Below are 22,636 nucleotides of genomic sequence, written 5' to 3'. Positions count from 1 at the left end.
ACCTGCAGGTCATCGGTAGCGTCCAAAACCACCCAGCCTTGCCCCACCGTCCGTTTCCACAACTCAAAGTGCAAGTGCGGCCCCGTCGCCCCCACGTAGCCGATTACTGGAGCTTTTGGCCTGGGTTGGATGGTCCAAGACTGCTGGGATCCCCGACCGGCCCGCCCGCGCGGTCAGAATCCCGCTCTAGGTCGCGGAAGAGGGGCGTGCTCAAGTAGCGCTCGCCAAAACTGGGCTGGATCATCACAATTAGCTTGCCGGCGTTTTCCGGTCGCCGCCCCACCTGGATGGCTCCCGCCAAGGCAGCTCCGGTGGAAATGCCGGAGAGGATCCCCTCTTCCCTGGCCAGGCGGCGGCTGTAGATCATGCTTTCCTCATCTTCCACTGCAATTACCTCATCCAGCAGGTCGCGCCGCAGCACATCGGGCACAAATCCTGCTCCGATCCCTTCAATGCGGTGAAAGCCAGGCCGCCCGCCGCTGAGGACAGCACTGGCCTTGGGCTCAACGGCCACCAGTCGAATGGCCGGTTTTTTCCCCTTCAGAAACTCGCCCGCCCCCGTGATGGTGCCGCCGGTGCCTACCCCTGCCACCAGGATATCCACCTGGCCATCGGTATCCTCCCAAATTTCCGGGCCGGTGGTTTGGTTATGAATCTGGGGGTTGGCGGGATTGGCGAATTGGCCCAGCATGTAAGCGTTGGGGGTGCGGCGCACGATCTCTTCGGCCTTCCAGATGGCCTCCCCCATGCCGCCGGCGCTGCTGGCCAAATGCACCTCTGCCCCGTAGGCTTTCAACAGCAGTCGCCGCTCCAGGCTCATGCTCTCAGGCATAACGATGATCAGCCGGTAACCCTTGGCAGCAGCAGCCATGGCCAGGCCAATGCCGGTATTGCCAGAGGTGGGCTCCACCAAGATGGTCTTGCCGGGGGTGATCAAGCCAGCTCGTTCGGCAGCCTCGATCATGCTCACGGCGATGCGATCTTTCACCGAGGCGGCAGGGTTAAAACTCTCCAATTTCACTACAATCTCAGCCAGACACCCTTCGGATTGAGGGATCCGATTAAGCCGCACCAGGGGGGTACGACCGATGAGCTGGGTGATGTTGGCGGCGATTTTCATGGCTAACAAAAAGAGAGAAACCAATTGCGAATAGGCCTTCAGTCCAAAGCAGCCGAGGGCCTTGTGCGATGCTAACCCTTGCATGAGCTCCTTGGTGCTCCCTCTCAGGATCTCACTGCCCTTGGCCCAGGGGATCCCGGCGTTTTCCAAAGTGGGATGGCAACAAAACCCGCCCAGAAAATGATCTAGAGTGAGATCACACCGGAAGGACGAGTCCCCTATGCACCTGAGTGACATCACTCATCCCAACCAGCTTCGAGCCCTGAACCTCAGCCAGTTGCGCAGCCTAGCCCGCCAGATTCGCGAAAAGCACTTGCAAACGGCTGCCAACTCCCCAGTCGGCTGCCATCTGGGACCAGGGTTGGGCGTGGTGGAGCTGACCCTGGCCCTCTACAAGACCCTTGACCTGGATCGCGACAAGGTGATTTGGGATGTGGGCCACCAAGCCTATGCCCACAAAATGCTCACCGGCAGGTATCACAACTTTCACACGCTGCGCCAGAAAGGGGGGATTTCCGGCTACCTGAAGCGCAGCGAGAGCCGCTTCGACCACTTCGGGGCCGGCCACGCCTCCACCAGCATCTCGGCGGCCTTGGGCATGGCCATCGCTCGGGATCGGCGGGGGGACAACTTCAAGGTGGTGGCCATCATTGGGGATGGTGCTCTGACTGGGGGCATGGCCTATGAGGCGATCAACCACGCCGGGCACCTGCCCAAGACCAACCTGATGGTGATCCTCAACGACAACGGCATGTCGATTTCTCCCAACGTGGGGGCGATCCCTCGCTATTTAAACCGCCTGCGCCTCAGCCCACCGGTGCAGTTTTTGGCCGACAGCCTAGAGGAGCAACTGAAAAATCTGCCCCTGCTGGGATCCAGCCTCAGCCCGGAAATCGACCGCCTCAAGGAGACGGTGAAGCTGGTTACTGCCGTGCAAAACAACAAGGCGGGCATCATCTTTGAGGAGCTGGGCTTTACCTACGTGGGGCCGGTGGACGGGCACAACTTGGCAGAATTGTTGGATGCCTTTGAGTTGGCCCACGGCATCTCTGGGCCGGTGCTGGTGCATGTGGCCACAGTCAAGGGCAAGGGCTACCCGCCAGCGGAAGCGGAGCAGGTGGGGTATCACGCCCAATCCCGCTTTGACCTGGCCACCGGCAAGCCCTACCCACCCAGCAAGCCCAAGCCCCCCAGCTACAGCAAGGTCTTTGGCCACGCCCTTTGCAAGCTGGCGGAGCGGGATCCTCGCATTATCGGCATTACGGCGGCCATGGACACTGGCACCGGCCTAGACAAACTCAAGGAAAAGCTGCCGGATCAGTTTATAGATGTGGGGATCGCCGAGCAGCACGCCGTCACGTTGGCTGCCGGCATGGCCTGCGAGGGGATGCGCCCGGTGGTGGCCATTTACTCCACCTTCCTGCAGCGGGCCTACGACCAGATCATCCACGATGTCTGCATCCAAAAGTTGCCGGTCTTCTTCTGTTTGGATCGGGCAGGGGTGGTGGGAGCCGATGGCCCAACCCACCAGGGCATGTACGACATTGCCTATCTGCGCTGCATTCCCGAGATGGTGCTGATGGCCCCCAAAGACGAGGCGGAGCTGCAGCGCATGGTGGTGACCGGGATCCAGTACACCCAAGGCCCCATTGCCATGCGCTACCCGCGTGGCTCCGGCGTGGGGGTGCCCCTGGCAGAGGAAGGGTGGGAGCCCATTCCCATCGGCAAAGCAGAGGTGCTGCGCAGCGGCGGCGAGGTGCTGATCCTGGCCTATGGATCGATGGTGCATCCCAGTTTGCAGGCGGCGGAGATTTTGAAGGAACACGGCATTGCCACCACTGTGGTCAACGCCCGCTTCGCCAAGCCTCTGGATACCGAGCTGATCCTGCCCCTGGCCCAACAGAGCCGCCTGGTGGTGACAGTAGAAGAGGGCTGCCTCATGGGCGGGTTTGGCTCGGCAGTGGGGGAAGCCCTTCTGGATGCCGATATCCGGGTGCCTTTGTTGCGCCTGGGGGTGCCGGATGTGTGGGTGGAACATGCCACTCCTGAGGAGTCCTTGGCGGATCTGGGCTTGAACAGCGCTGGGATTGCCGAGCGGATCCGGGCCAAGGTTGAGAGGCTGCAGGAACGGATGGGCGCGGGATCCCCGGCCCAAGCTGCCTTGGGCGGCCCCTGAGCCTACTCTTCTGAGAGCCCCATCTGCCGGTTGAACTGCTCGACGGCAGCTTGCTGCAGAGCCTCGGCAACGGGGCGGCTGCGCAGGAGAACTTGCACATCCCGCAGCAGCTTCTCCCGCCACAGGTTCTCCCGCAGCACTTCTAGCCGGGCATAGCTGGGATCCAGGCGCATGGCCTTTGCCCCCAGCTCCTCGGCTCGTCCGGTTTCTCCCCGAATGTAGAGAGCGGTCGCCAAGGCCAAGTAGGGCTCTGCCACAGAGTCGTTCATCTCTATCGTGCGTTCCCAGCGCTCGATAGCAGCGTCGAGATCTCCCTGCTCGTAGTCCACCAAGCCGATGTTGTTCATGGCCGGCCAATAGGCGGGATCCAACTCCAGGGTCTTCTCATATTCCCGCCGGGCGGGATCCCACTGATCCAGCATTAGATAAGCATTGCCCAGTTGGAAGCGGGCGTTGGGGTTATCCGGTTGCAGGGCCACAGCCCGTTCCAAAGCCTCGGCGGCGGCAAAGTAGCTGCCCTGCCGCAAGTAAGCCGCTCCCAGCGAGTAGAGAATATCGGCGTCGTCGGTAGCCAGGGCGCGGGCCTTCTGCAGCGCTTGCACCGCCTGGGCGTAGTCTCCCCGCTCCAGGTGGACGTTGCCCAAAACATAGAGCAGCTCGGAGGAGTTGGGCACCATGGCCACCGCCAGTTGCAGGCGGCGCAGCGCCTCTTCTGTCTGGCCAAACTGGGCCAGCCGCAGCGAGTCAGTGGCCAGTTGCAGGGCCTGGGCCCGCATCAACTCCCCATTGGGCAGGGGAAGGTGCAGCAATACCTGGGCTCGAGCGGGATCCCCTCTCCCTACCCCCAACACCATGGCAAGGCCCAGCGGCAAGGTTAGCAAAAACCGGACAGGTAGCCGGAATACCAGTGGCGGCATGACACCCACGCAAAAACAGGTCATGCCCATGTTAGCTGCAGCAACCGGGGATCCTTCCTGCCAGGGCTGGTTCCAACCAGATGCATGTTTGCGCCGGCGGCGCGGAGCACCATCTCTAACTCCCCTCTCCCTTTGGGAGAGGGGCCGGGGGTGAGGGCCGTCCCTTTGGGAGAGGGGCCGGGGGTGAGGGCAGCGATTCAAACAAACTAGAGACGTCGCCACCGCCGCCCCGACTGGGCCAGCAAGTCTTCAGCGGCCTTGGGCCCCCAGGTGCCGGCCTCGTAGGTGAGCAGGGGCGGCGCGGCACTGCCGCCATTGCCTTCGGGCTGGGCTTCCCAGGCCGACAACACCGGCGTCACCACCCGCCAGGCGGCTTCCACCTCGTCGGCGCGGGTAAATAGGGTGGGATCCCCCAGCAGGCAGTCCAACAGCAGGCGCTCGTAGGCATCCGGGGTGCTCGACCCAAAGGCAGTTCCATAGCGAAAATCCATTTCCACCGAGCGGGTGCGGATCTCCGGCCCCGGCATCTTGGCCTCAAAGCGCAGGGAGATGCCCTCGTTGGGCTGGATGCGCAGCACCAGGATGTTGGGGCTCACCTCCCGGGCTGCCGAAGGAAAAAGAGAGAGCGGCACCTGCTTAAAGTAAATGGCTACCTCGGAGACCTTCTTGGCCAAGCGTTTGCCGGTGCGCAGGTAAAAGGGCACTCCCTGCCACCGCCAAGTGTCGCATTCCAATTTCAGGGCCACGTAAGTGGGGGTTTGCGAGTTGGGGTTGACATTGGGCTCTTGGCGATAGCCTGGCACCGGCTTGCCGGCGATCCAGCCAGGGCCGTACTGGGCTCGCACCGCTGCCGCGGCTACATTGCGCAGATCCGCCAGGCGGGTAGCCTGCAACACCTTGGTCTTTTCGTTGCGTACCCCGTCGCTGCGCAAGGAGACGGGCGGCTCCATAGCGGTGAGGCAATAGATCTGCATCAGGTGGTTTTGCACCATGTCCCGCAGAGCGCCGGCAGCATCGTAGTAGCCAGCCCGATCCTCCACCCCCACCGTTTCCGCCACAGTAATCTGCACATGGTCGATGTAGTTGCGGTTCCAGAGGGGCTCAAAGATGGTGTTGGCAAAGCGGAAGACCAGCAGGTTTTGCACCGTCTCCTTGCCCAGGTAGTGGTCGATGCGGTAGACCTGCTCTTCCTGGCAAATCCGCTGCACGATGCGGTTCAGCTCCTGGGCCGAGGTGAGGTCGTGGCCAAAGGGCTTTTCAATCACCACCCGCGTTTTGGCCGGGTCGGCCAACATCCCGGCTGCCCCCAACTGTTGGATGGCCTGGGCGTAGAAGTCCGGCGCCACCGCCAGATAAAACACCCGGTTGCCGCGGGTGCCCCGCTCCTCATCCAGTTGGCCGAGGAATTGCTTGAGACGCAGGTAGCCCTCGGCATCGCCAAGATCAAGGCGACAGTAGAACAGGCGGCGGGCAAAGTCTTGCCAGAGGGCTTCTGGCCCCAGATCTTGGGGGGCAAATTCTTCCAGGGCCGCCCGCATCTTGTCCCGATAGATCTCGTGGCTCCAGTCGCGCCGGGCCACTCCCACCAAGGTAAACTCCGGCGGCAGCCGTCGCTGCACGAATAGCCGGTAGTAGGCCGGGATCAGCTTGCGGGCCGCCAGATCCCCGGAAGCGCCAAACTGTACCAGGATACAGGGATCCGGAACGCGCTCTTGGTTGAGGCCAACGCGCAGGGGGTTTTCAGCCAGGGTCACCATAGAGTCGGCTCGGCTTGCGTGGGCGGGGTCAGGGAAGAGGGGCTAGGAGGTCAGCGAAGGCAGCGCAACACTTCTTCCACATTCTCGCGGCTGCCGATAATCAAAGGCACCCGTTGGTGCAGGGATTGGGGCACGATGTCCAGGATAGCCTCGCTGCCGGTGGTGGCTACGCCCCCCGCCTGCTCAACTAAAAACGCCAGCGGGTTGGCCTCGTACATCAGCCGCAGCTTGCCCTCTGGTTTTTTCTGGGTGCCCGGATAGAGGTACACCCCGCCTTGAAGGAGGATACGGTGAAAATCCGCCACCAGAGCGCCGCTGTAGCGGGAGGTGTAGCCATCGTGGCGGTGGACGTAGCGGACATAGTTCTGGATCCCTTCGCTCCACTGGCAGAAGTAGCCCTCGTTAAGGCTGTAGACGGAGCCGCGTTCGGGAATGCGAATATCGCTCTTGGAGAGGATGAACTCGCCCAAGCTGGGATCCAACGTAAAACTGTGTACCCCCTTGCCGACGGAATAGACCAGTTGGGTGCTGGGGCCGTAGAGGATGTAGCCGGCAGCCAGTTGGCGGCGGCCCGGCTGCAGGAGATCTTGGTTGTCTGCTTCCGGACGATCCTCTAGAGGATGAAGGACAGAGAAAATCGAGCCGACGCTGAGGTTGGCGTCAATGTTGGAAGATCCATCCAAGGGATCGATCACCAGGGCCAAGCGGCTGAGGGAGCAGTTTTCCGGCAGGCGGGCCGGCGTTTTCATCTCTTCCGACACCAGCCGACACACCAGGCCCGTCTGCTCCAAGGCGCGGATGAAGGCCCGGTTGGCATAGTCGTCCATCTGTTGCTGTTCTTCCCCTTGGACATTGACGCTGCCGGTCACCCCCAACGTTCCTTCGATCAGCCCTGCCTGGCTGAGGCGGCGGGCGATCATCTTGCCGGCCAGGGCGATGCGGTTCATCAGGGCGCTGAAGTCCTGGGCCTCGGCAGTAAAGCTGCCAAACTGCTGCAAGACATGGCGGGAGAGGGTGAGCACATCCCGCGCCATCTCCCGTTCGGCGCTGCTGGGCACGGCGGCTGGGGAGGGAGGAGAGCTGAGAATCATATGCGGCTTCACTGACACCTAAGAGGAAACGCCGGAACAAGAGATCCCTAGCTTCTGTATCTCGAACCGGCGGGCAAGGACTGCGTCCCACTGACGCGATTGGAATTTGGGATCCCCTTTACTAGGTAGGCTGGCCGATTCTCGGCGCAGGTGCCGAGAACTTACAGAGTTGCTTCAGATTTGGTCGGATCCCTCTTGCCAGGAGGGTTACGGTTGCCTTTGGGAAAAGCGGTAGGATGAGTTCTACCCATTCTTTTCCCTGCTCACTTTTCTCGGTTTCTTCTTACCAATGATGGCCAACTCTCCTTTTCCGCTGCGCAGCCAAGTGGTCACCCAGGGGGTGCAGCGCTCCCCCAACCGCGCCATGCTTAGAGCAGTGGGCTTTCGCGATGAGGACTTCGGCAAGCCCATCGTCGGCATCGCCAACGCCCACAGCACCATTACCCCCTGCAACATCGGCATCCAAGCCCTGGCCGAGCGAGCCGAAGCCGCCCTGCGGGAGGCCGGCTGCATGCCTCAGATCTTCGGCACCATTACCATCAGCGACGGCATTTCCATGGGCACCGAGGGCATGAAGTACTCCCTCGTGTCGCGGGAGGTGATTGCCGATTCCATCGAGACGGTGGTCAACGGCCAGAGTATGGATGGTCTCTTGGCCATCGGTGGCTGCGACAAAAACATGCCGGGGGCGATGATTGCCATGGCCCGCCTCAACGTGCCTTCCATCTTTGTCTATGGTGGCACCATCAAGCCGGGGCATTACAATGGCCGTGACCTCACCATTGTCAGCGCCTTTGAAGCGGTAGGGGAGTACAGCGCCGGTCGCATCTCCGAGGAAGAGCTGCTGGCGGTGGAGCGCCACGCCTGCCCCGGTGCCGGATCCTGTGGCGGCATGTACACCGCCAACACCATGTCCAGCGCCTTTGAGGCCATGGGCATGAGCCTGCCCTATTCCTCTACCATGGCGGCAGAGGACGAAGAAAAAGCCGAAAGCGCTGCCCAATCGGCCAAGGTCTTGGCCGAGGCCATCAAGGCCAACATTCGGCCCCGTGACATCATCACTCGCCAGAGCATTGAGAACGCCATCTCCGTCATCATGGCCGTAGGGGGATCCACCAACGCCGTGCTCCACTTTTTGGCCATTGCCCACGCCGCGGAGGTGCCCCTGACGTTGGATGACTTTGAGACCATCCGCGCCCGCGTGCCCGTCCTTTGCGACCTTAAGCCTTCGGGCCGCTTTGTTGCCACCGATCTGCACCGGGCCGGCGGGATCCCGCAAGTAATGAAGATCCTGCTCAACCACGGCTTGCTGCACGGGGACTGCCTCACCATCTCCGGCCAGACAATTGCCGAAGTCCTGCGGGACGTGCCAGACGAGCCCAGCGCTGACCAAGAGGTGATTCGCCCCTGGCACAGCCCCCTTTACCCCCAAGGGCACCTGGCCATTCTCAAAGGCAACCTGGCCACAGAAGGGTCGGTGGCCAAGATCAGCGGCGTCAAGACTCCCAAGATCACGGGGCCGGCACGGGTCTTTGACTCCGAAGAGTCTTGTTTGCAGGCCATCCTCTCCGGCCAGATTCGGGCGGGAGACGTGGTGGTGATCCGCTACGAGGGCCCCAAGGGTGGCCCCGGCATGCGGGAGATGCTCTCGCCCACGTCCGCCATCATCGGCGCTGGCTTGGGAGATAGCGTGGGCCTGATCACCGATGGCCGCTTCTCCGGCGGCACCTACGGCATGGTGGTGGGCCATGTGGCTCCCGAAGCCTATGTGGGGGGCACGATTGCCCTGGTGGAAGAAGGAGATCTGATCACCATCGATGCGCCGGCTCGCCTGTTGCACCTGCATGTCAGCGAAGAGGAGCTGGCCCGCCGCCGCGCCCGCTGGTCTCCGCCTGAGCCCCGCTACAAACGGGGCACCCTGGCCAAGTACGCCAAGCTGGTCTCCAGCAGCAGCCTGGGGGCGGTGACCGATTTGAACTTGTGGGATTAGATCCCTCACCCCCAACCCCTCTCCCAGTGGGAGCCAGCCCTCACCCCCAACCCCTCTCCCACTGGGAGAGGGGAGTTAGAGAACGTCTCGTATCTCGACCGGGTGACGTGCCACCTTCCACCGCCAGCGACCGAACGCGCCATGGGCATTGACGGCTTGCGTCCACTCGTCCAGATAGCGCTGCTTCACCCGTTCTAGTTCGGTGTTCTCCTGCCGCACCGCCTCGCAGACATGTTGCACAACTCGTAACATGTTGAGGGTGATGATCAAGCGGCAGCGCAGTTCATCCTGATAAAAAAGAGGTGGGGAGATCAAGATGCGGTCAGAGCGAATAAACTACCCCACCGCATAGGCGGGTGGGGTTTTAGCGCTACGCGCCGCTGATGCGAGTGGAGATGCAGTGGTTTACCCAAACTTGAAAGCGTCTCTCCCTGCCAGACAGCCGTTGCAACAGCTCCCGGCATCGACGCCGAGAACTGCGTGTGCCCTTACTGGCCTTGCGTTGCAGAACCGCTCTCAAGCGGGAGTAGTGGTCTCTTACCTGGTTCAACTGCTGTCCATTCCAGTTGTCCCCCTCTGTTCGCGCCAGCGGGCCGTAGGCCCTGGTCGCATCCAACTTTGTGGCTTGCGACGCAGATACCTTGAGCTTGCAAGAGATAGTCAGAACTTGGGTCATAGTAAGTATATTGGGCGCTATCCTTTCCCACCCGAGTGGGGTATCCCGCGCATTCAGATGAAACTCGAAAAAGCTGCGGCTGTTATTTTACGGTCATTTCAAATAGCAATGAGACGGTTCGTCACATTGTTGTTGCTACGTAACGCTGTTGCGAACGCGCTGCTCTAACTTCCCTCTCCCAGAGGGAGAGGGGTTAGGGGTGAGGGCTGGCTCCCTCTGAGAAAGGAGCCGGGGGTGAGGGCATTTCAAGCTTAAGACATGCACTGGGACAAAAACTCCCCAATCCGACCTATTGCTTCCTCCAGCCGGGATCCCTCCGCCACCAGGGCAAAGCGGACATAGCCTTCGCCACTGGGGCCAAAGCCAGAGCCCGGCGACAGGGCAACGCCGGTAGCCCTCACCAAGTCCAGACAAAACTGGGCTGAGGAACCACGGTAGGACTCCGGCAAAGGCGCCCACAGGTACATGGTGGCCTCCGGCAGGGGCACGGGCCAGCCGATGCGGTGCAAGGCTGCCACCGCGATATCCCGCCGCTGGCGGTACACCTGCCGCCAGTGATCCAAGAAGCTATCGGGAGCCGCCAAGGCCGCCGCTGCCCCCCGCAGAATGCCCTGGTAGGGGTGGAAGTCGATGGTGGACTTCACCAGGCGCAAAGCTCGGATCAGCTCGCGGCTGCCGATGGCATAGGCCACCCGGAACCCCCCCATGTGATAGGACTTAGAGAGGGAAAAGAACTCGATGGTGCGGGTCTTGTCTGGATCCGCCAGCAGCGCCGAGGGAGCCACCTGGCCGTCGAAACGCCAGTCCACATAGGGAAAGTCATGGGCCAGGAAGATATCGTGCTGCCGACAAAATTGCAGCGCTTCCTGCCAAAACTCTGGGGTGACGGTGGCGGTGGTGGGGTTGTGGGGATAGCTCAGCACCAACAGCCGCGCCCGACGACAGACCTCCACCGGGATCTCGTCCCACTGGGGCAGGAAGCGGTTTTTCGCCCGCAGGGGCAAATAGTAAGGGATCCCTCCCGCCAGATGGATCCCGCCCACGTGGGAGGGGTAGCCGGGGTCGGTGACCAAAGCAATATCCCCGGGATTGAGCAAGGCCAGCGGTAGAAGGGCCGTTCCCTGCTGGGATCCGATCAGCGGCAGCACCTCGGTTTCTGGGTCGATCCCCAGGCCGAACTTCCTCAGGTACCACTTGGCGCAGGCGGCGCGGAAATCGGCGGTGTCGTGAAACAGAGTGTAGCCGTAGGTGGCGGGATCCGACAAAGCGGATTGAATGGCTGCCAGCGCTTCCGGAGGCGGGGGCAGATCTGAGGAGCCCAAAGAAAGGTCGATGACATCCAAGCCCGACCGACGCGCCTCCCACTTGGCCTGGTCTAGCTGGTCGAAGACATTAGAGTGCAGCAGCTCCAGTCGTTGGGCAAAGGCAGTGGGCATGGGGCAGATCCAGGGTGGCTAGGGCGTCATCCAAACAGCGGGATCTCTTTAGGGATTGTTGGGATTGTTGCCGGCAGTGGAGGAGCTGGGGGCAGAGGGCCGTGTGGCCGCCGCCGGGCCGCGGTCAAAGATCTCGATGTGCCACTGGCCGCGACCGTTGCTTTCAAAGGCGATAAAGCGGCCATCGCCGCTGATGGTGGGGTTGCGCACATCCCCCGGCACCCGGCTGCTGATGTTTTCGACGCGGCGGGTTTGCCGGTCGTAGAGAAAGATCTCCGACTTGCCCAGCGCATTGGAGACATAGACGATGTAGCGACCGTCGGCGCTGATGTCGGGCGAGGTGGCAGCCACATCGCTGGAATTCAGACCGGGCAAGTCCACCAGCCGCTGTTCCACCGTGTCGTAGAGAAAAATATCCTGGCTGCCGCTGCGGGCAGAGGAAAACACCAGGTAGCGACCATCGCCACTGAAAGCAGGCTCCCCATCGGGGAAAATGCTGTTGAGGCCGCTGCCGGCCAGGGTGGGGCGCGGCGTGCGCAAGCCTGCTGGGCTGCAGCCCAACAGCACCAGGCTCAATCCGGCCCAACACAATTTTTTTGCCCAGCAGGTCAGCCTGAACGGGATCCGGCCCTTGGTCAGCATTGCCTTGCCTCTCCGATTTTTTCCATCATACCCAGCCGGCAAACGGCTAGGGTTCTACCTTGACGCCCTTCCAGAAGGCCACGTAGCCGCGGATATTGGCTGCAGCCGGCTTGGGATCGGGGTAGTACCAGGCGGCGTCTTTGTTCTCCTGGCCGTTGACCACAAGGGTGTAGTAGCTGGCTTGCCCCTTCCAAGGGCAGGTGGTGTGGGTGGGGCTGGGCTGAAAGTATTCCCGCCGCAAAGATTCCGGCGGAAAATAGATGTTGCCTTCCACGGTTTCGTAGCGGTCGGTCTCCGCCACCACCACCCCGTTCCAGATGGCCCTGGGCATGAAAAACCTCCTGTCGCGAACTCTCGGTTCTCAACGTTAGTTTTAACGTTATTTTTGAAGTTGCAGATCTCGGCAAGGCCAACTGCCTTTCTTTGAGATTAGCTTTTCTGCCTGTCGTTGATCGTTGTCGTTGAGGGTTGACACCCGCCCCTGCTGGGCTATTCTCCACTGCTATTGAGCGCTACGGCCATGGCTCGCCGCAACACCCTAGAAGATGACCTCAACTACCAGCAAGCCAAGCGCAGCCTGCGCCAGTGGGTGGCCCAACTGGATCTGCACCCCCAAGAGATCGCGGGCCTAGAAGGGGAGTTAGAGGATCTGCAAACGCTGCTGGACAAGCTGGAGACTGAGGTGATCCACATCGCCGCCTTTGGCCTGGTGGGGCGGGGCAAGTCCTCCCTGCTCAATGCCCTGTTGGGCGAGCCGGTGTTCGAGACGGGGCCAACCCACGGCGTCACCCGTACCCATCGAGCTGCCGTTTGGAACATCAGTTGGGAAACCCGCCCCAAGGCCCCAGCCGCCCCGGCCCGGGGATCCCAACTTCCCCCGCCAGCCATTCAATCGGTACAGGTTACCCACTGGCAGGGATCCCGTCTGGAGCTGATCGACACCCCTGGCCTCGATGAGGTGGACGGCGAGGAGCGGGCGCGGCTGGCCCAAGAGGTGGCGCAGCGGTCGGATCTGATCCTGTTTGTCGTCTGTGGGGATCTGACACGGGTGGAGTTTGAGGCCCTGGCGGCCCTGCGGGAGGCGGGCAAGCCCATGCTGCTGGTCTTCAACAAGATCGACCAGTACCCAGAGGCGGATCGCCAGGCCATTTACGACAAGATCCGCAACGAACGGGTACGGCAGCTCCTTTCCCCCAACGAAATTGTCATGGTGGCGGCCTCCCCGCGCGTGCCTCGCCTGGTGCAAAGGCCGGACGGGAGCTTCGGCGCCCAACTGGAAGTGGGATCCCCGCAGGTGGACGAGCTGCGCCTGAAAATCCTGGAAGTCCTGCATCGGGAGGGGCGCTCACTGCTGGCCTTGAATGCCCTCCTGTTTGCCGATCGCGTCAACCAACAGGTGATCGAGCGCAAGCTGCAAAGCCGCGCCCAGCAGGCCCAAGATCTCATCGCCGCCGCTGCCCGCACCAAAGCGCTGGCGGTTGCCCTCAACCCCATTACCCTGCTGGATACTCTGGGAGGGCTGGCTCTGGATGTCACCCTGATCCTGCGCCTGTCCCGCCTGTATGGCTGGCCCATGAGCAGCGCGGGAGCCGCCCAACTGCTGCAGAAGATCGTCCTCAGCATGCTCAGCCTGGGGGCAGGAGAATGGGTGGCGCTGTTGGGCCTGGGATCCCTGAAAACCTTGCTGGGGGGATCCCTGCCCTTTGCTGGGGGACTCTCTCTGGGGGCCTACGGTTCGGTGGCCCTGACCCAGGCGGTGTTGGCCGGGTTTTCCTGCTACGCCATCGGGGAGGCGGCCCGTCGCTACCTGGCCCAGGGAGCCAGTTGGGGGCCGGAGGGGCCCAAAGCCGCCATAGCCCAGATTTTGGCCGATTTGGACGAAGCCTCGATCACCGCCCGCCTGCGGGAGGAAATCCGCCACAAAATTGGATTCGCTCTCTCCTGACCCTCTACAACCCTCTACAATCAGAAGGCCGAGCCAATCGTTCCCATGACCTACTGCCTTGGCATCCTCACCCGTTTTGGCTTGGTGATGGCAGCAGATTCCCGCACCAACGCCGGGGTGGACTATGTCTCCACCTATCAGAAGCTGTTCGATTTTTCCTTGCCCGAAGAACGGGTAATCTTAATTTGCACCTCTGGCAACCTGTCTATTACCCAGAGCGTTTTAACGGAAGTGCAGCGGGATCTGCGACAGCAGGAAAGTGCGAATCTTCACACGTTTCCCCATCTCTACGACGTGGCCCGCTACCTGGGATCCAAAATTCGTTACATCCAAGAGCAAGACCGACCCTGGTTGGAAAAAGACGGCATCGACGCCCAGTGCAGCCTGTTGCTGGGAGGACAAATCCGCGGCGAGGAGCCGGCCCTTTTTTTGATCTACAGCCAGGGCAATTGCATTCAAGCCACCCCAGAAACGCCTTTTTTGCAAGTGGGGGAAACCAAATACGGCAAGCCCATCCTGGATCGCACCCTCTCCTACGAAACCTCGCTGCAGGATGCGGCCAAATGCGCTCTCCTCTCCATCGACTCCACCATGAAGTCCAACATCTCCGTCGGCCCCCCCATCGACCTGGTGATGGTGCCGGCCAATCAGTTCAAAGTTACCCACCGCCTGCGCCTGCGCACCGGGGATCCCTACCTGGCCAAGATGCGCAAGCTCTGGGAGAGCGCCCTCAAACAAGCCTTCGACCAAATGCCCCCCATCGAGTGGGACTACTCAGATTCAGCCGATCGAGAAGAAGAGCTGATCGACTGAGCGGGGGAGATTGGTAGGATAGGGTAGCTTTGCCCAGCCCTTGTCATGTCAGCCCACACCTTTCAGGACTTGATCTTTCGCCTGCAGCAGTTTTGGGGGGAACAAGGCTGCCTCATCCTGCAGCCCTACGACCTGGAAAAAGGCGCCGGCACCATGAGCCCCCACACGTTTTTGCGCGCCCTGGGGCCAGATCCCTGGCGGGTGGCCTATGTCGAACCTTGTCGCCGCCCCACCGATGGGCGCTACGGCCAAAACCCCAACCGCCTGCAGCATTATTTTCAATACCAAGTGCTGATCAAACCCTCCCCCGACAACATCCAAGATGTGTACCTAGATAGCCTACAAGCTCTGGGCATCAACCCGGCAGAGCACGACATTCGCTTTGTGGAAGATGATTGGGAATCTCCCACCTTGGGGGCTTGGGGTGTGGGCTGGGAAGTGTGGCTGGACGGCATGGAAGTTACCCAGTTCACCTACTTTCAACAGGTGGGCGGGCAGGATTGTCGCCCGGTTTCTGTAGAAATTACCTATGGGCTAGAGCGCCTGGCCATGTACCTGCAGGGGGTAGATTCGGTTTTCGATCTCTGCTGGAATGAGCACCCTTCCCTGGGCCGGATTACCTATGGACAAATCTATTTCCAAAACGAGGTGGAGCAGTCCTACTACAACTTCGAGTATTCCGACCCTGAAATGCTGCTGGAATTGTTCCGCCTCTACGAAGCCGAGGCTAAGCGCTTGATCGAAACCACACACCAGAAGCTGCAGAAACAACTGTTGCCGGATCGGTTGGCTGTGTCTCTGCTCCTGCCCGCCTACGACTATGTGCTCAAGTGCTCCCACACCTTTAACCTGCTCGATGCCCGCGGCGTCATTGCCGTAGCCGAGCGCACCCTCTACATTGGGCGCATCCGCAACCTGGCCCGACAATTGGCGGAGCTATATGTCAGCCAAGCGGATCGACCCGGCTCCAGCTATGCCCTAGGGCAGACGGAACCCACCCTGATCTCCAAAGGCGCCTGGGCTAATAGCTAGGGAAAAAGATCCCTGTTTTCGCTATGATGAGAGATTGGTATCAGCAGGCGCTGGCCTGCCATAGCCACCCCTTACCTTAGGATAATCGACACTCTCGTTTTCGCCCTCTTTTCCTGACCAGTCCACCTTATATTCCCGGAAAAATCTTTATGTTTCGCCATCCCGTCACGCGGGTTTCCATCTTTATCGATGGGAACAATATGTTTTATGCCCAACAAAAAAATGGCTGGTTTTTCGACCCGCGCCGAGTCTTGGATTATTTTGTTAGGTCACAGCCCAATGTCGAGCTAGTCAACGCATTTTGGTACACCGGCATCAAGGATCCCAACGATCAAAGGGCTTTTCGAGATGCTCTGATCAGCTTGGGCTTCACCGTACGCACCAAGATCCTCAAAGAGTATCGAGACGAAGACTCCGGCCGCTACTCCCAGAAGGCCAACCTGGATATCGAGATCGTTATCGATATGTTCAACACGGTTGGGCAATACGACAGGATCATCTTGTTTAGCGGCGATGGCGATTTTGAGCGGGCCGTCGAGCTGTTGCGCTCCAAAAACACCCTGATTACGGTCGTCTCCACCGAAGGGATGATCGCTCGCGAGCTGCGCAACGCCACCGACCGCTACATCGACCTCAACGACATTCGCCCCTACATCGAGAAGCTAGACAAGTAAGGCCGAGATTTTGGGCCGATCCCTCTGCTGTCGAGCCGGCCCCACAGCTCCCTGGCGGAGTTGCCACAACTCATCTGAGTTCCTTCTGGTTTCTCCACCTTGAGGGGAAGTCTGCTGAGTAAGATTGCTGCCACGCGAGCGACCCATCCGTTACGCCGACCATAGTCGGCGTTGCCGGGAAAAGCTGTCCCAGCCACTTTAAGTTGCTCTGGCAACCGTCAGAAGGGTTGTTATAGTCATTATCAAATAGCAATGAAACACTTCTCCACCTCGTTATTACTACGCAATGCTGTCGCTCTAACTCCCCTCTCCCTCTGGGAGAGGGGCCGGGGGTGAGGGCCGGGAGAGGGGCCGGGGGTGAGGGCGGGTCGGCGGCAAAGTGTCTTCGTCTTGTTTGAAACGACTCTATCTTCCTCCTTGCCGGTTAACTTCTGGACAACCTTGGCCTGGGCAGAGGGCCAAAGAGGCTAGCATTGTAAAAAATCTTTGCCCTGACAGGTTCTTATGACCGACGTTCCCGTCTCCCGCATTCGCAACTTTTCCATCATCGCCCACATCGACCACGGCAAATCCACCCTGGCCGACCGGCTCTTGCAAGAAACCGGCACCGTTTCAGCTCGCGAGATGAAGCCGCAACTGTTGGACAACATGGAACTGGAGCGGGAACGGGGCATCACCATCAAGCTGCAGGCGGCCCGCATGAACTACCGCGCCCAAGACGGCCAGAACTATGTGCTCAACCTCATCGACACGCCGGGGCATGTGGACTTTACCTACGAAGTCTCCCGCTCCCTGGCAGCCTGCGAAGGGGCGCTGCTGGTGGTGGATGCCTCTCAAGGTGTGGAAGCGCAGACCCTGGCCAACGTCTATCTGGCCCTAGAGAACAACCTAGAGATCATCCCGGTGATCAACAAAATTGACCTGCCGGGGGCGGAGCCGGAGCGGGTGATCGCTGAGATCGAGCAGGTAATCGGCCTCGATTGCAGCGGAGCGATCTTGGCTTCTGCCAAAATGGGCATCGGCATCCAAGAGATCCTAGAGGCTATTGTGCAGCGGGTGCCCCCGCCACGGGATACGGTGGCGGATCCCTTGCGGGCTTTGATTTTCGATAGCTACTACGACTCCTACCGCGGTGTGATCGTCTATGTGCGCATCATGGATGGGGAGGTGAAGACGGGAGACAAGATTTGCTTCATGGCCTCTGGCCGAGAATACGAGATTACCGAGCTGGGGGTGATGCGCCCCCATCAAGAGCCGGTCGAGGCCCTGCATGCGGGCGAGGTGGGCTACGTGGCCGCTGCCATCAAGAGCGTGGAACACGCCCGTGTTGGGGATACCATTACGCTTGTCCATCGCAAGGCCTCTGAACCTCTGCCCGGCTACAAAGAAGCCAAGCCGATGGTGTTTTGTGGCCTCTTCCCCAGCAGCTCCGATCAATACGCCGAACTCAAAGAAGCTCTGGAAAAACTCAAGCTCAACGATGCTGCTCTCTACTTTGAGCCGGAAGTTTCCCCTGCCATGGGCTTTGGCTTCCGCTGTGGTTTTCTGGGCCTGCTGCACATGGAGGTGGTTCAGGAGCGCCTAGAACGGGAGTACAACCTCGATTTGGTGATTACAGCTCCGACGGTGGTGTACCAAGTTACCCTCAACAACGGCTCTGTGATTCGGGTAGACAATCCCAGCAAGCTGCCTTCCCCCAACGAGCGCACCAGCATTGAGGAGCCGATTGTGAGGGTAGAGGTGATTCTTCCTGAGGAATTTGTCGGTACCGTGATGGAGCTGTGCGAGACCAAACGCGGCACCTTTAAGGACATGAAATATCTGGCGCAGGGTCGAACTACGCTTGTATATGAGCTACCGCTGGCAGAAGTGGTCACCGACTTTTTCGATCAATTGAAATCGCGCACCCGTGGCTACGCCAGCATGGACTACCAAATGGTGGGTTATCGTGCGGATGATCTGGTGCGCTTGGACATTTTGATTAACGGCGAGGTGGTGGATTCTTTATCCACTATTGTGCATCGGGACAAAGCTTTTTATGTAGGCCGTTCCCTGGTTGCCAAGTTGCGGGAGCTGATCCCCCGCCATCAATTTGAAGTGCCCATTCAGGCGGCGATCGGCTCCAAAGTGATTGCTCGTGAAACCATACCGGCCCTGCGCAAAAATGTCTTGGCCAAGTGCTACGGAGGAGATGTGACCCGCAAACGCAAGCTTTTGGAAAAGCAAAAAGAGGGGAAAAAACGCATGAAGGCAGTGGGAACGGTGGATGTGCCCCAAGAAGCATTTATGGCGGTGCTGAAGTTGCAAAATGACTAGGGTGAGCGGCGCTCAACTGCAGCGGGAGGAGGTGTTGGCCTGGCTACAGCGTCAGGTGCCGCCCCCTCGCCTTCGCCATATCTTGGGGGTAGAGGCAATGGCCCGGCAACTGGCGGCCCACTATGGGCTGGATGAGCAAAAAGCTGCTTGGGCAGGGTTGATGCACGACCTGGCCAAGTCCTTCCCGCCGGAGCAACTGTTGCAAAGGGTGGCTCAGGAACGGGAGCTGGACGAGATCGAGCGGGCCGAACCCCACATTCTCCACGCCGAGGTGGGATCCCTGCTGGCACGGGAGCAGTTTCAGGTACAGGATGCAGAGATTTTGGCGGCCATTGCCAACCACACCCTGGGGCGGCCCGGCATGGATCCGCTGAGTTGTGTGGTTTTTGTAGCCGATGCTCTGGAGCCGAATCGGGGCAGCAGCCCAGAATTGGAGCGGTTGCGGCAGATGGCTTTTGTAGATTTGTCTAAAACCGTGGTGGGAGTCTGTGACTTGAGCCTAAAATTTTTGCTAGATCGGAATCAGGTGATTCATCCGCGCACCCTCATGACTCGGAATCATTTTCTGTTGCATCCTTTAGATAGAAAGGATTTAGAGAAGGTTATGTTCCAAGGCAACTCAGTCGTTTCGGGAGGGTTTTAGTTGCTACAGCTTATGCCTGCCCCTGCCGGGGATCCCATCTATCGCATGGCGTTGAGCGCAGCTCGCGCGGCGGAAGAAAAAAAAGGTGGCGACATTGTTCTGCTGGATGTGTCCCAGATTTCCACACTGGCAGACTACTTCCTTTTGATCAGCGGCTATTCGCTTACACAGGTTCGCGCCATTGCCCGGGCAATTGAGGAAAATCTTTGGGAGAAGTGGCAACAAGCTCCGCGCCGCATCGAAGGCCAAGACTCAGGCTCCTGGATTCTGATCGACTATGCGGATCTCATCGTCCATGTGCTCTTGCAAGAGGAAAGAAACTACTATGACCTAGAATCTTTCTGGATCCAGGCCCAGCGAGTTGATTTACCATTGGCGGGCTAGCCTCATTGTTTCTGAGTTCAGATCCCTAAGCTGCAACGGCTTTGCGGAGCCCGTAGCTGGGGCCAGCAGTCACCTGTCTGGCCTCTCAGCACTTGTCTCAGCAGTATTCCAAGCCGGCTTTGGCGCGCTAAGTTAGCCAATTGTCAAAAAATATGTAAGTTCCTTGATATTCCCATAATTTTTCACATAGTCGTATGCTAGCGTGGTGGGCGAGGAGTGGTTGAGTGAGATCTTCTTTCTCACTGTGGCTGAGCTTCTATAGTCTTTGTTAAATACTGTACCCTGCTCTCCTCGGAAGCTCGATAATTTTTCGTTGGTGCCGGATGCCAGCGAAGCGATCTTCAAGGTTTCTGATGGTTCCTGTTGGCTGCTTTTAGCGGCAAGCGGGAAGACGAACGAGGTAAATAGAGATGGAAAGGCTTAGCCGCAGAAGAGATCTTACACACGCTTTGTTTAATACCTGTTTTAAGAGTGACAGGGATTTTTAGGAGGGACGTTGATCATGATGGAAAAGATGTTGGTTAATATCGTTGAGTATCTGGCCCTAGGAGAGCTGGAAAATTACCTCTGTACCGAGCATCCCCATCAGCAGGTGTTTCATGACGCCAAGGAGCGGGAAGCGATGATGCAGCAGATCCTAAACCGCGTTCCTGCTGTCTACATGTGGCTGGCTGCCGATGAGTGTCCCAGCCGCGATCAGCTCAACCCCTCTGAGCTGGAATTGCTCCGCTCAGTGGTGCGGGATGTGGTCAAGCAGAAGCTGCAACAAGCTTCTTTTGGCGTTGACCCCTATGCGGGATCCATGTCGGAAGCTTTTTACGGGTAGAGAAGCACGGGCTTAGGCTAAACTGCGAGAACATTGCCTCGCCCTGGTATGTTGCCCGTCTACTATTCGGAGACCTTTCTCCGCCACGACACTGGTCCCTTCCATCCTGAGCGCCCGGCTCGCCTGCAGGCCATTGTCAAGGCGCTGCGCAGCGCCTCTTTCGCCGAGCATCTGGAATGGCGGGATCCCCCCTTGGCCGATCTGGCCGAGTTGGAGCGGGTTCACCCGCGCTGGCACATTCAACGGGTGGCCGAGTTGGCCGCGAGGGGCGGGGGACGCATCGACGCAGATACTTCCGTTTCCGCAGCAAGCTTCGAGGCGGCGCGCTTGGCGGTGGGAGCCTGGCTTGCCGCTTCCGCTTCGGCTTTGGCCGCAGCTCAGCCGGCTTTGGTGCTGTGTCGCCCGCCGGGGCATCACGCGGAGCCAGAACGGGCGATGGGGTTTTGCCTCTTCAGCAACGCCGCCATTGCTGCCCTCTGGGCCCTGGAGCAGCCAGGGGTAAGGCGGGTGGCGATTTTCGATTGGGATGTCCATCACGGCAACGGCACGCAGGCGGTGGTGGAGCGCCACCCCCAACTGGCCTATGCCTCTATCCATCAGTTTCCCCTCTACCCCGGCACGGGCTTGGCCCAGGAAACCGGGATCCACGGCAACCTCTGCAATGTGCCTCTGCCTGCTGGGTCAGACTGGTCGGCCTATAAAAAGGCTCTCGATGAGAAGATTTTGCCCTTCTTGCGGGCCTTCCAGCCGGATTTGCTGCTGGTGAGCGCCGGCTTTGACTGTGCCAAAGGGGATCCCTTGGCCAGCATGCTGCTGGAGCAGGAAGACTTTGGCCGCCTGGCTCACCTCTGCCTGGAGCAGGTGACCCGCAAGACCGTCTTCGGCCTAGAAGGGGGCTATGACCTGGAGAATCTGGCCCGCGGCTGGCTGAGCCTGGCCCAAGCTTGCCTAGAGAGCTAGCCCTTCCACTTCACCTTGGGCAGGATCTGCCGCACATCCACCCGGTCTTTGTACTTGAGGGCGAAGTTGAGCAGCGAATCCAAAAGGGAGTCAGACAGATAGTGGGGCTGCAGGCCCAGATCTAGGAGCTTGGTATTTTTGGCGTTGTAGTAGTGCTCCTCTAGCTCGACGCGGGGGTTCTCCAGGTAGTTGATCTCCACCTTCAGACCCAGGGTGGCCCCCGCCTTTTGCACCAACAGCGCCAGTTGCTCCACGCTAAATTGCTCCGTGAACTGGTTCATCACCCGGAACTGACCCGGCTCGGCGGGATGGGCGATGGCCAGCTCCACACAGCGCACCGTGTCGCGGATATCCAGGAAGCCACGGGTTTGGCCCCCCTTGCCGTACACCGTCAGTGGGTGCCCCACCGCCGCCTGAATGCAAAAGCGGTTTAGAGCCGTGCCGAACACGCCGTCGTAGTCGAGGCGGTTGATCAGCACTTCGTCCATGCCGGTTTCTTCTGTTAACACGCCGTACACCACTCCTTGATTGAGGTCGGTGGCCCGCAGGCCCCAGACGCGGCAGGCGAAGTGGATGTTGTGGCTGTCGTGCACTTTGGAGAGGTGATACATGGATCCCGGCTGCTTGGGATAGGGCAGGGTATCCTTGCGGCCGTTGTGCTCGATGGTGATGTACCCCTCCTCGATGTCGATGTTGGGGGTGCCATACTCGCCCATGGTGCCCAACTTCACCAGGTGGCAATCGGGAAATTCCTCCTTGATGGCGTAGAGGATGTTCAGGGTGCCCACCACGTTGTTCACCTGGGTCATCACCGCATGTTCGCGGCTGATCATCGAGTAGGGGGCAGAGCGCTGCTCGCCAAAGTGGACGATGGCATCCGGCGGGAAGCGGCGCATGCAGGAGATCAAGGCTTCGTAGTTGGTGACGTCGCAAACGAAAATGGGAATATCTTTGCCGGTCAAGCCCTTCCAACGATCCACCCGCTGCTCGAGCTGGGCAATGGGCGTCAGGGTAGAAACCCCCAGTTGCAGATCCCAGAGGCGGCGCACGTAGGAATCGAGAATGGCCACCTCATAGCCCCTGTTAGACAGGTGCAGGGCTGTCGCCCAGCCGCAGTATCCGTCACCACCAATAACCAGGACTTTCATCAGGGAAGCAAAATTCGGCTGCTCACGAATCTACCAAGTTATGGCATCGAAGACAAATACCCTGGGATCCCATTTTTAATCGCGGATTGG

20 protein-coding genes and 1 pseudogene are annotated in these 22,636 nt (G+C 59.8%); 11 read left to right on the top strand and 10 right to left on the bottom strand.

Translation table 11 applies throughout. The features are described 5' to 3' along the window. Positions 1-103: 103 nt before the first annotated feature. On the bottom strand, positions 104-1,120 hold the full coding sequence (gene cysK, locus NW862_RS02720; protein ID WP_414335559.1) for a cysteine synthase A: 1,017 nt from the start codon (positions 1,118-1,120) through the stop codon (positions 104-106). Positions 1,121-1,340: 220 nt separating this feature from the next. Between cysK and dxs the strand changes: the two genes are divergently transcribed. Further along, positions 1,341-3,296 carry a 1-deoxy-D-xylulose-5-phosphate synthase gene (dxs, locus tag NW862_RS02715; protein WP_414426887.1) on the top strand — a complete coding sequence of 652 codons (1,956 nt, stop codon included), beginning with the start codon at positions 1,341-1,343 and terminating at the stop codon, positions 3,294-3,296. Between the two features lie 2 nt (positions 3,297-3,298). Here dxs and NW862_RS02710 read toward each other — a convergent pair whose 3' ends face one another. From NW862_RS02710 to fbp, 3 genes are all read right to left on the bottom strand, one after another. After that, on the bottom strand, positions 3,299-4,213 hold the full coding sequence (locus NW862_RS02710; protein ID WP_414335554.1) for a tetratricopeptide repeat protein: 915 nt from the start codon (positions 4,211-4,213) through the stop codon (positions 3,299-3,301). Positions 4,214-4,419: 206 nt separating this feature from the next. Continuing rightward, on the bottom strand, positions 4,420-5,970 hold the full coding sequence (gene zwf, locus NW862_RS02705; RefSeq protein ID WP_414335555.1) for a glucose-6-phosphate dehydrogenase: 1,551 nt from the start codon (positions 5,968-5,970) through the stop codon (positions 4,420-4,422). A 50-nt stretch (positions 5,971-6,020) separates the two neighbouring features. Beyond that, positions 6,021-7,004 (bottom strand): class 1 fructose-bisphosphatase, encoded by a 984-nt coding sequence (gene fbp / locus NW862_RS02700; RefSeq protein WP_414335561.1) that lies wholly within the window; start codon positions 7,002-7,004, stop codon positions 6,021-6,023. A 349-nt stretch (positions 7,005-7,353) separates the two neighbouring features. Here fbp and ilvD point away from each other — a divergent pair, with 349 nt between their 5' ends. Then, positions 7,354-9,051: a dihydroxy-acid dehydratase gene (gene ilvD, locus NW862_RS02695; protein WP_414368305.1), complete on the top strand. Its 1,698-nt coding sequence runs from the start codon at positions 7,354-7,356 to the stop codon at positions 9,049-9,051. A 75-nt stretch (positions 9,052-9,126) separates the two neighbouring features. On the opposite strand, the gene NW862_RS02690 is transcribed toward ilvD, so the two are convergent. The 5 genes and pseudogenes from NW862_RS02690 to NW862_RS02670 form a co-directional block, all read right to left on the bottom strand. Then, complete coding sequence (locus NW862_RS02690; protein ID WP_414368294.1) at positions 9,127-9,303, bottom strand: hypothetical protein; 177 nt, start codon at positions 9,301-9,303, stop codon at positions 9,127-9,129. Between the two features lie 130 nt (positions 9,304-9,433). Further along, positions 9,434-9,631, bottom strand: a pseudogene (locus NW862_RS02685) (RNA-guided endonuclease TnpB family protein); the annotation flags it as partial. A gap of 347 nt (positions 9,632-9,978) precedes the next feature. Continuing rightward, on the bottom strand, positions 9,979-11,163 hold the full coding sequence (locus tag NW862_RS02680; protein WP_414335031.1) for an LL-diaminopimelate aminotransferase: 1,185 nt from the start codon (positions 11,161-11,163) through the stop codon (positions 9,979-9,981). A 48-nt stretch (positions 11,164-11,211) separates the two neighbouring features. Continuing rightward, a complete protein-coding gene (locus NW862_RS02675; RefSeq protein ID WP_414347668.1) occupies positions 11,212-11,805 on the bottom strand; it encodes a TolB family protein in 594 nt (197 codons plus the stop codon). 46 nt (positions 11,806-11,851) lie between these two features. Then, positions 11,852-12,136, bottom strand: a complete 285-nt coding sequence (locus NW862_RS02670; protein WP_414335033.1) for a DUF427 domain-containing protein — start codon at positions 12,134-12,136, stop codon at positions 11,852-11,854. 189 nt (positions 12,137-12,325) lie between these two features. Between NW862_RS02670 and NW862_RS02665 the strand changes: the two genes are divergently transcribed. From NW862_RS02665 to NW862_RS02625, 9 genes are all read left to right on the top strand, one after another. Next, positions 12,326-13,750, top strand: coding sequence for a DUF697 domain-containing protein (locus NW862_RS02665; protein WP_414335034.1), 1,425 nt, complete (start codon positions 12,326-12,328; stop codon positions 13,748-13,750). A gap of 45 nt (positions 13,751-13,795) precedes the next feature. Further along, complete coding sequence (locus tag NW862_RS02660; protein ID WP_414335035.1) at positions 13,796-14,563, top strand: peptidase; 768 nt, start codon at positions 13,796-13,798, stop codon at positions 14,561-14,563. Positions 14,564-14,608: 45 nt separating this feature from the next. Then, positions 14,609-15,595 (top strand): glycine--tRNA ligase subunit alpha, encoded by a 987-nt coding sequence (gene glyQ, locus NW862_RS02655; protein ID WP_414335036.1) that lies wholly within the window; start codon positions 14,609-14,611, stop codon positions 15,593-15,595. A 149-nt stretch (positions 15,596-15,744) separates the two neighbouring features. Continuing rightward, positions 15,745-16,269, top strand: a complete 525-nt coding sequence (locus NW862_RS02650; RefSeq protein WP_011429486.1) for an NYN domain-containing protein — start codon at positions 15,745-15,747, stop codon at positions 16,267-16,269. 504 nt (positions 16,270-16,773) lie between these two features. Then, positions 16,774-18,585: a translation elongation factor 4 gene (lepA, locus tag NW862_RS02645; protein WP_414335038.1), complete on the top strand. Its 1,812-nt coding sequence runs from the start codon at positions 16,774-16,776 to the stop codon at positions 18,583-18,585. Between the two features lies 1 nt (position 18,586). Beyond that, positions 18,587-19,228: a bis(5'-nucleosyl)-tetraphosphatase (symmetrical) YqeK gene (gene yqeK, locus NW862_RS02640; protein ID WP_414426886.1), complete on the top strand. Its 642-nt coding sequence runs from the start codon at positions 18,587-18,589 to the stop codon at positions 19,226-19,228. A gap of 12 nt (positions 19,229-19,240) precedes the next feature. Next, on the top strand, positions 19,241-19,612 hold the full coding sequence (gene rsfS, locus NW862_RS02635) for a ribosome silencing factor (protein ID WP_414335040.1): 372 nt from the start codon (positions 19,241-19,243) through the stop codon (positions 19,610-19,612). A gap of 502 nt (positions 19,613-20,114) precedes the next feature. Further along, positions 20,115-20,438: a hypothetical protein gene (locus NW862_RS02630; protein ID WP_414347671.1), complete on the top strand. Its 324-nt coding sequence runs from the start codon at positions 20,115-20,117 to the stop codon at positions 20,436-20,438. A 48-nt stretch (positions 20,439-20,486) separates the two neighbouring features. Then, complete coding sequence (locus tag NW862_RS02625; protein ID WP_414426885.1) at positions 20,487-21,398, top strand: histone deacetylase; 912 nt, start codon at positions 20,487-20,489, stop codon at positions 21,396-21,398. Here the strand turns inward: NW862_RS02625 and NW862_RS02620 are convergent. Beyond that, positions 21,395-22,546, bottom strand: a complete 1,152-nt coding sequence (locus NW862_RS02620) for an NAD-dependent epimerase/dehydratase family protein (protein WP_414335043.1) — start codon at positions 22,544-22,546, stop codon at positions 21,395-21,397. The two genes, NW862_RS02625 and NW862_RS02620, sit on opposite strands and share 4 nt — an antisense overlap. Positions 22,547-22,636: the final 90 nt, after the last annotated feature.

The sequence above is a fragment of the Synechococcus sp. H55.8 genome (assembly GCF_047462375.1).
Taxonomy (GTDB): domain Bacteria; phylum Cyanobacteriota; class Cyanobacteriia; order Thermostichales; family Thermostichaceae; genus Thermostichus.
Note: the sequence above shows the minus strand (reverse complement) of the source record. Positions and strands in the feature narration are given on the sequence as shown.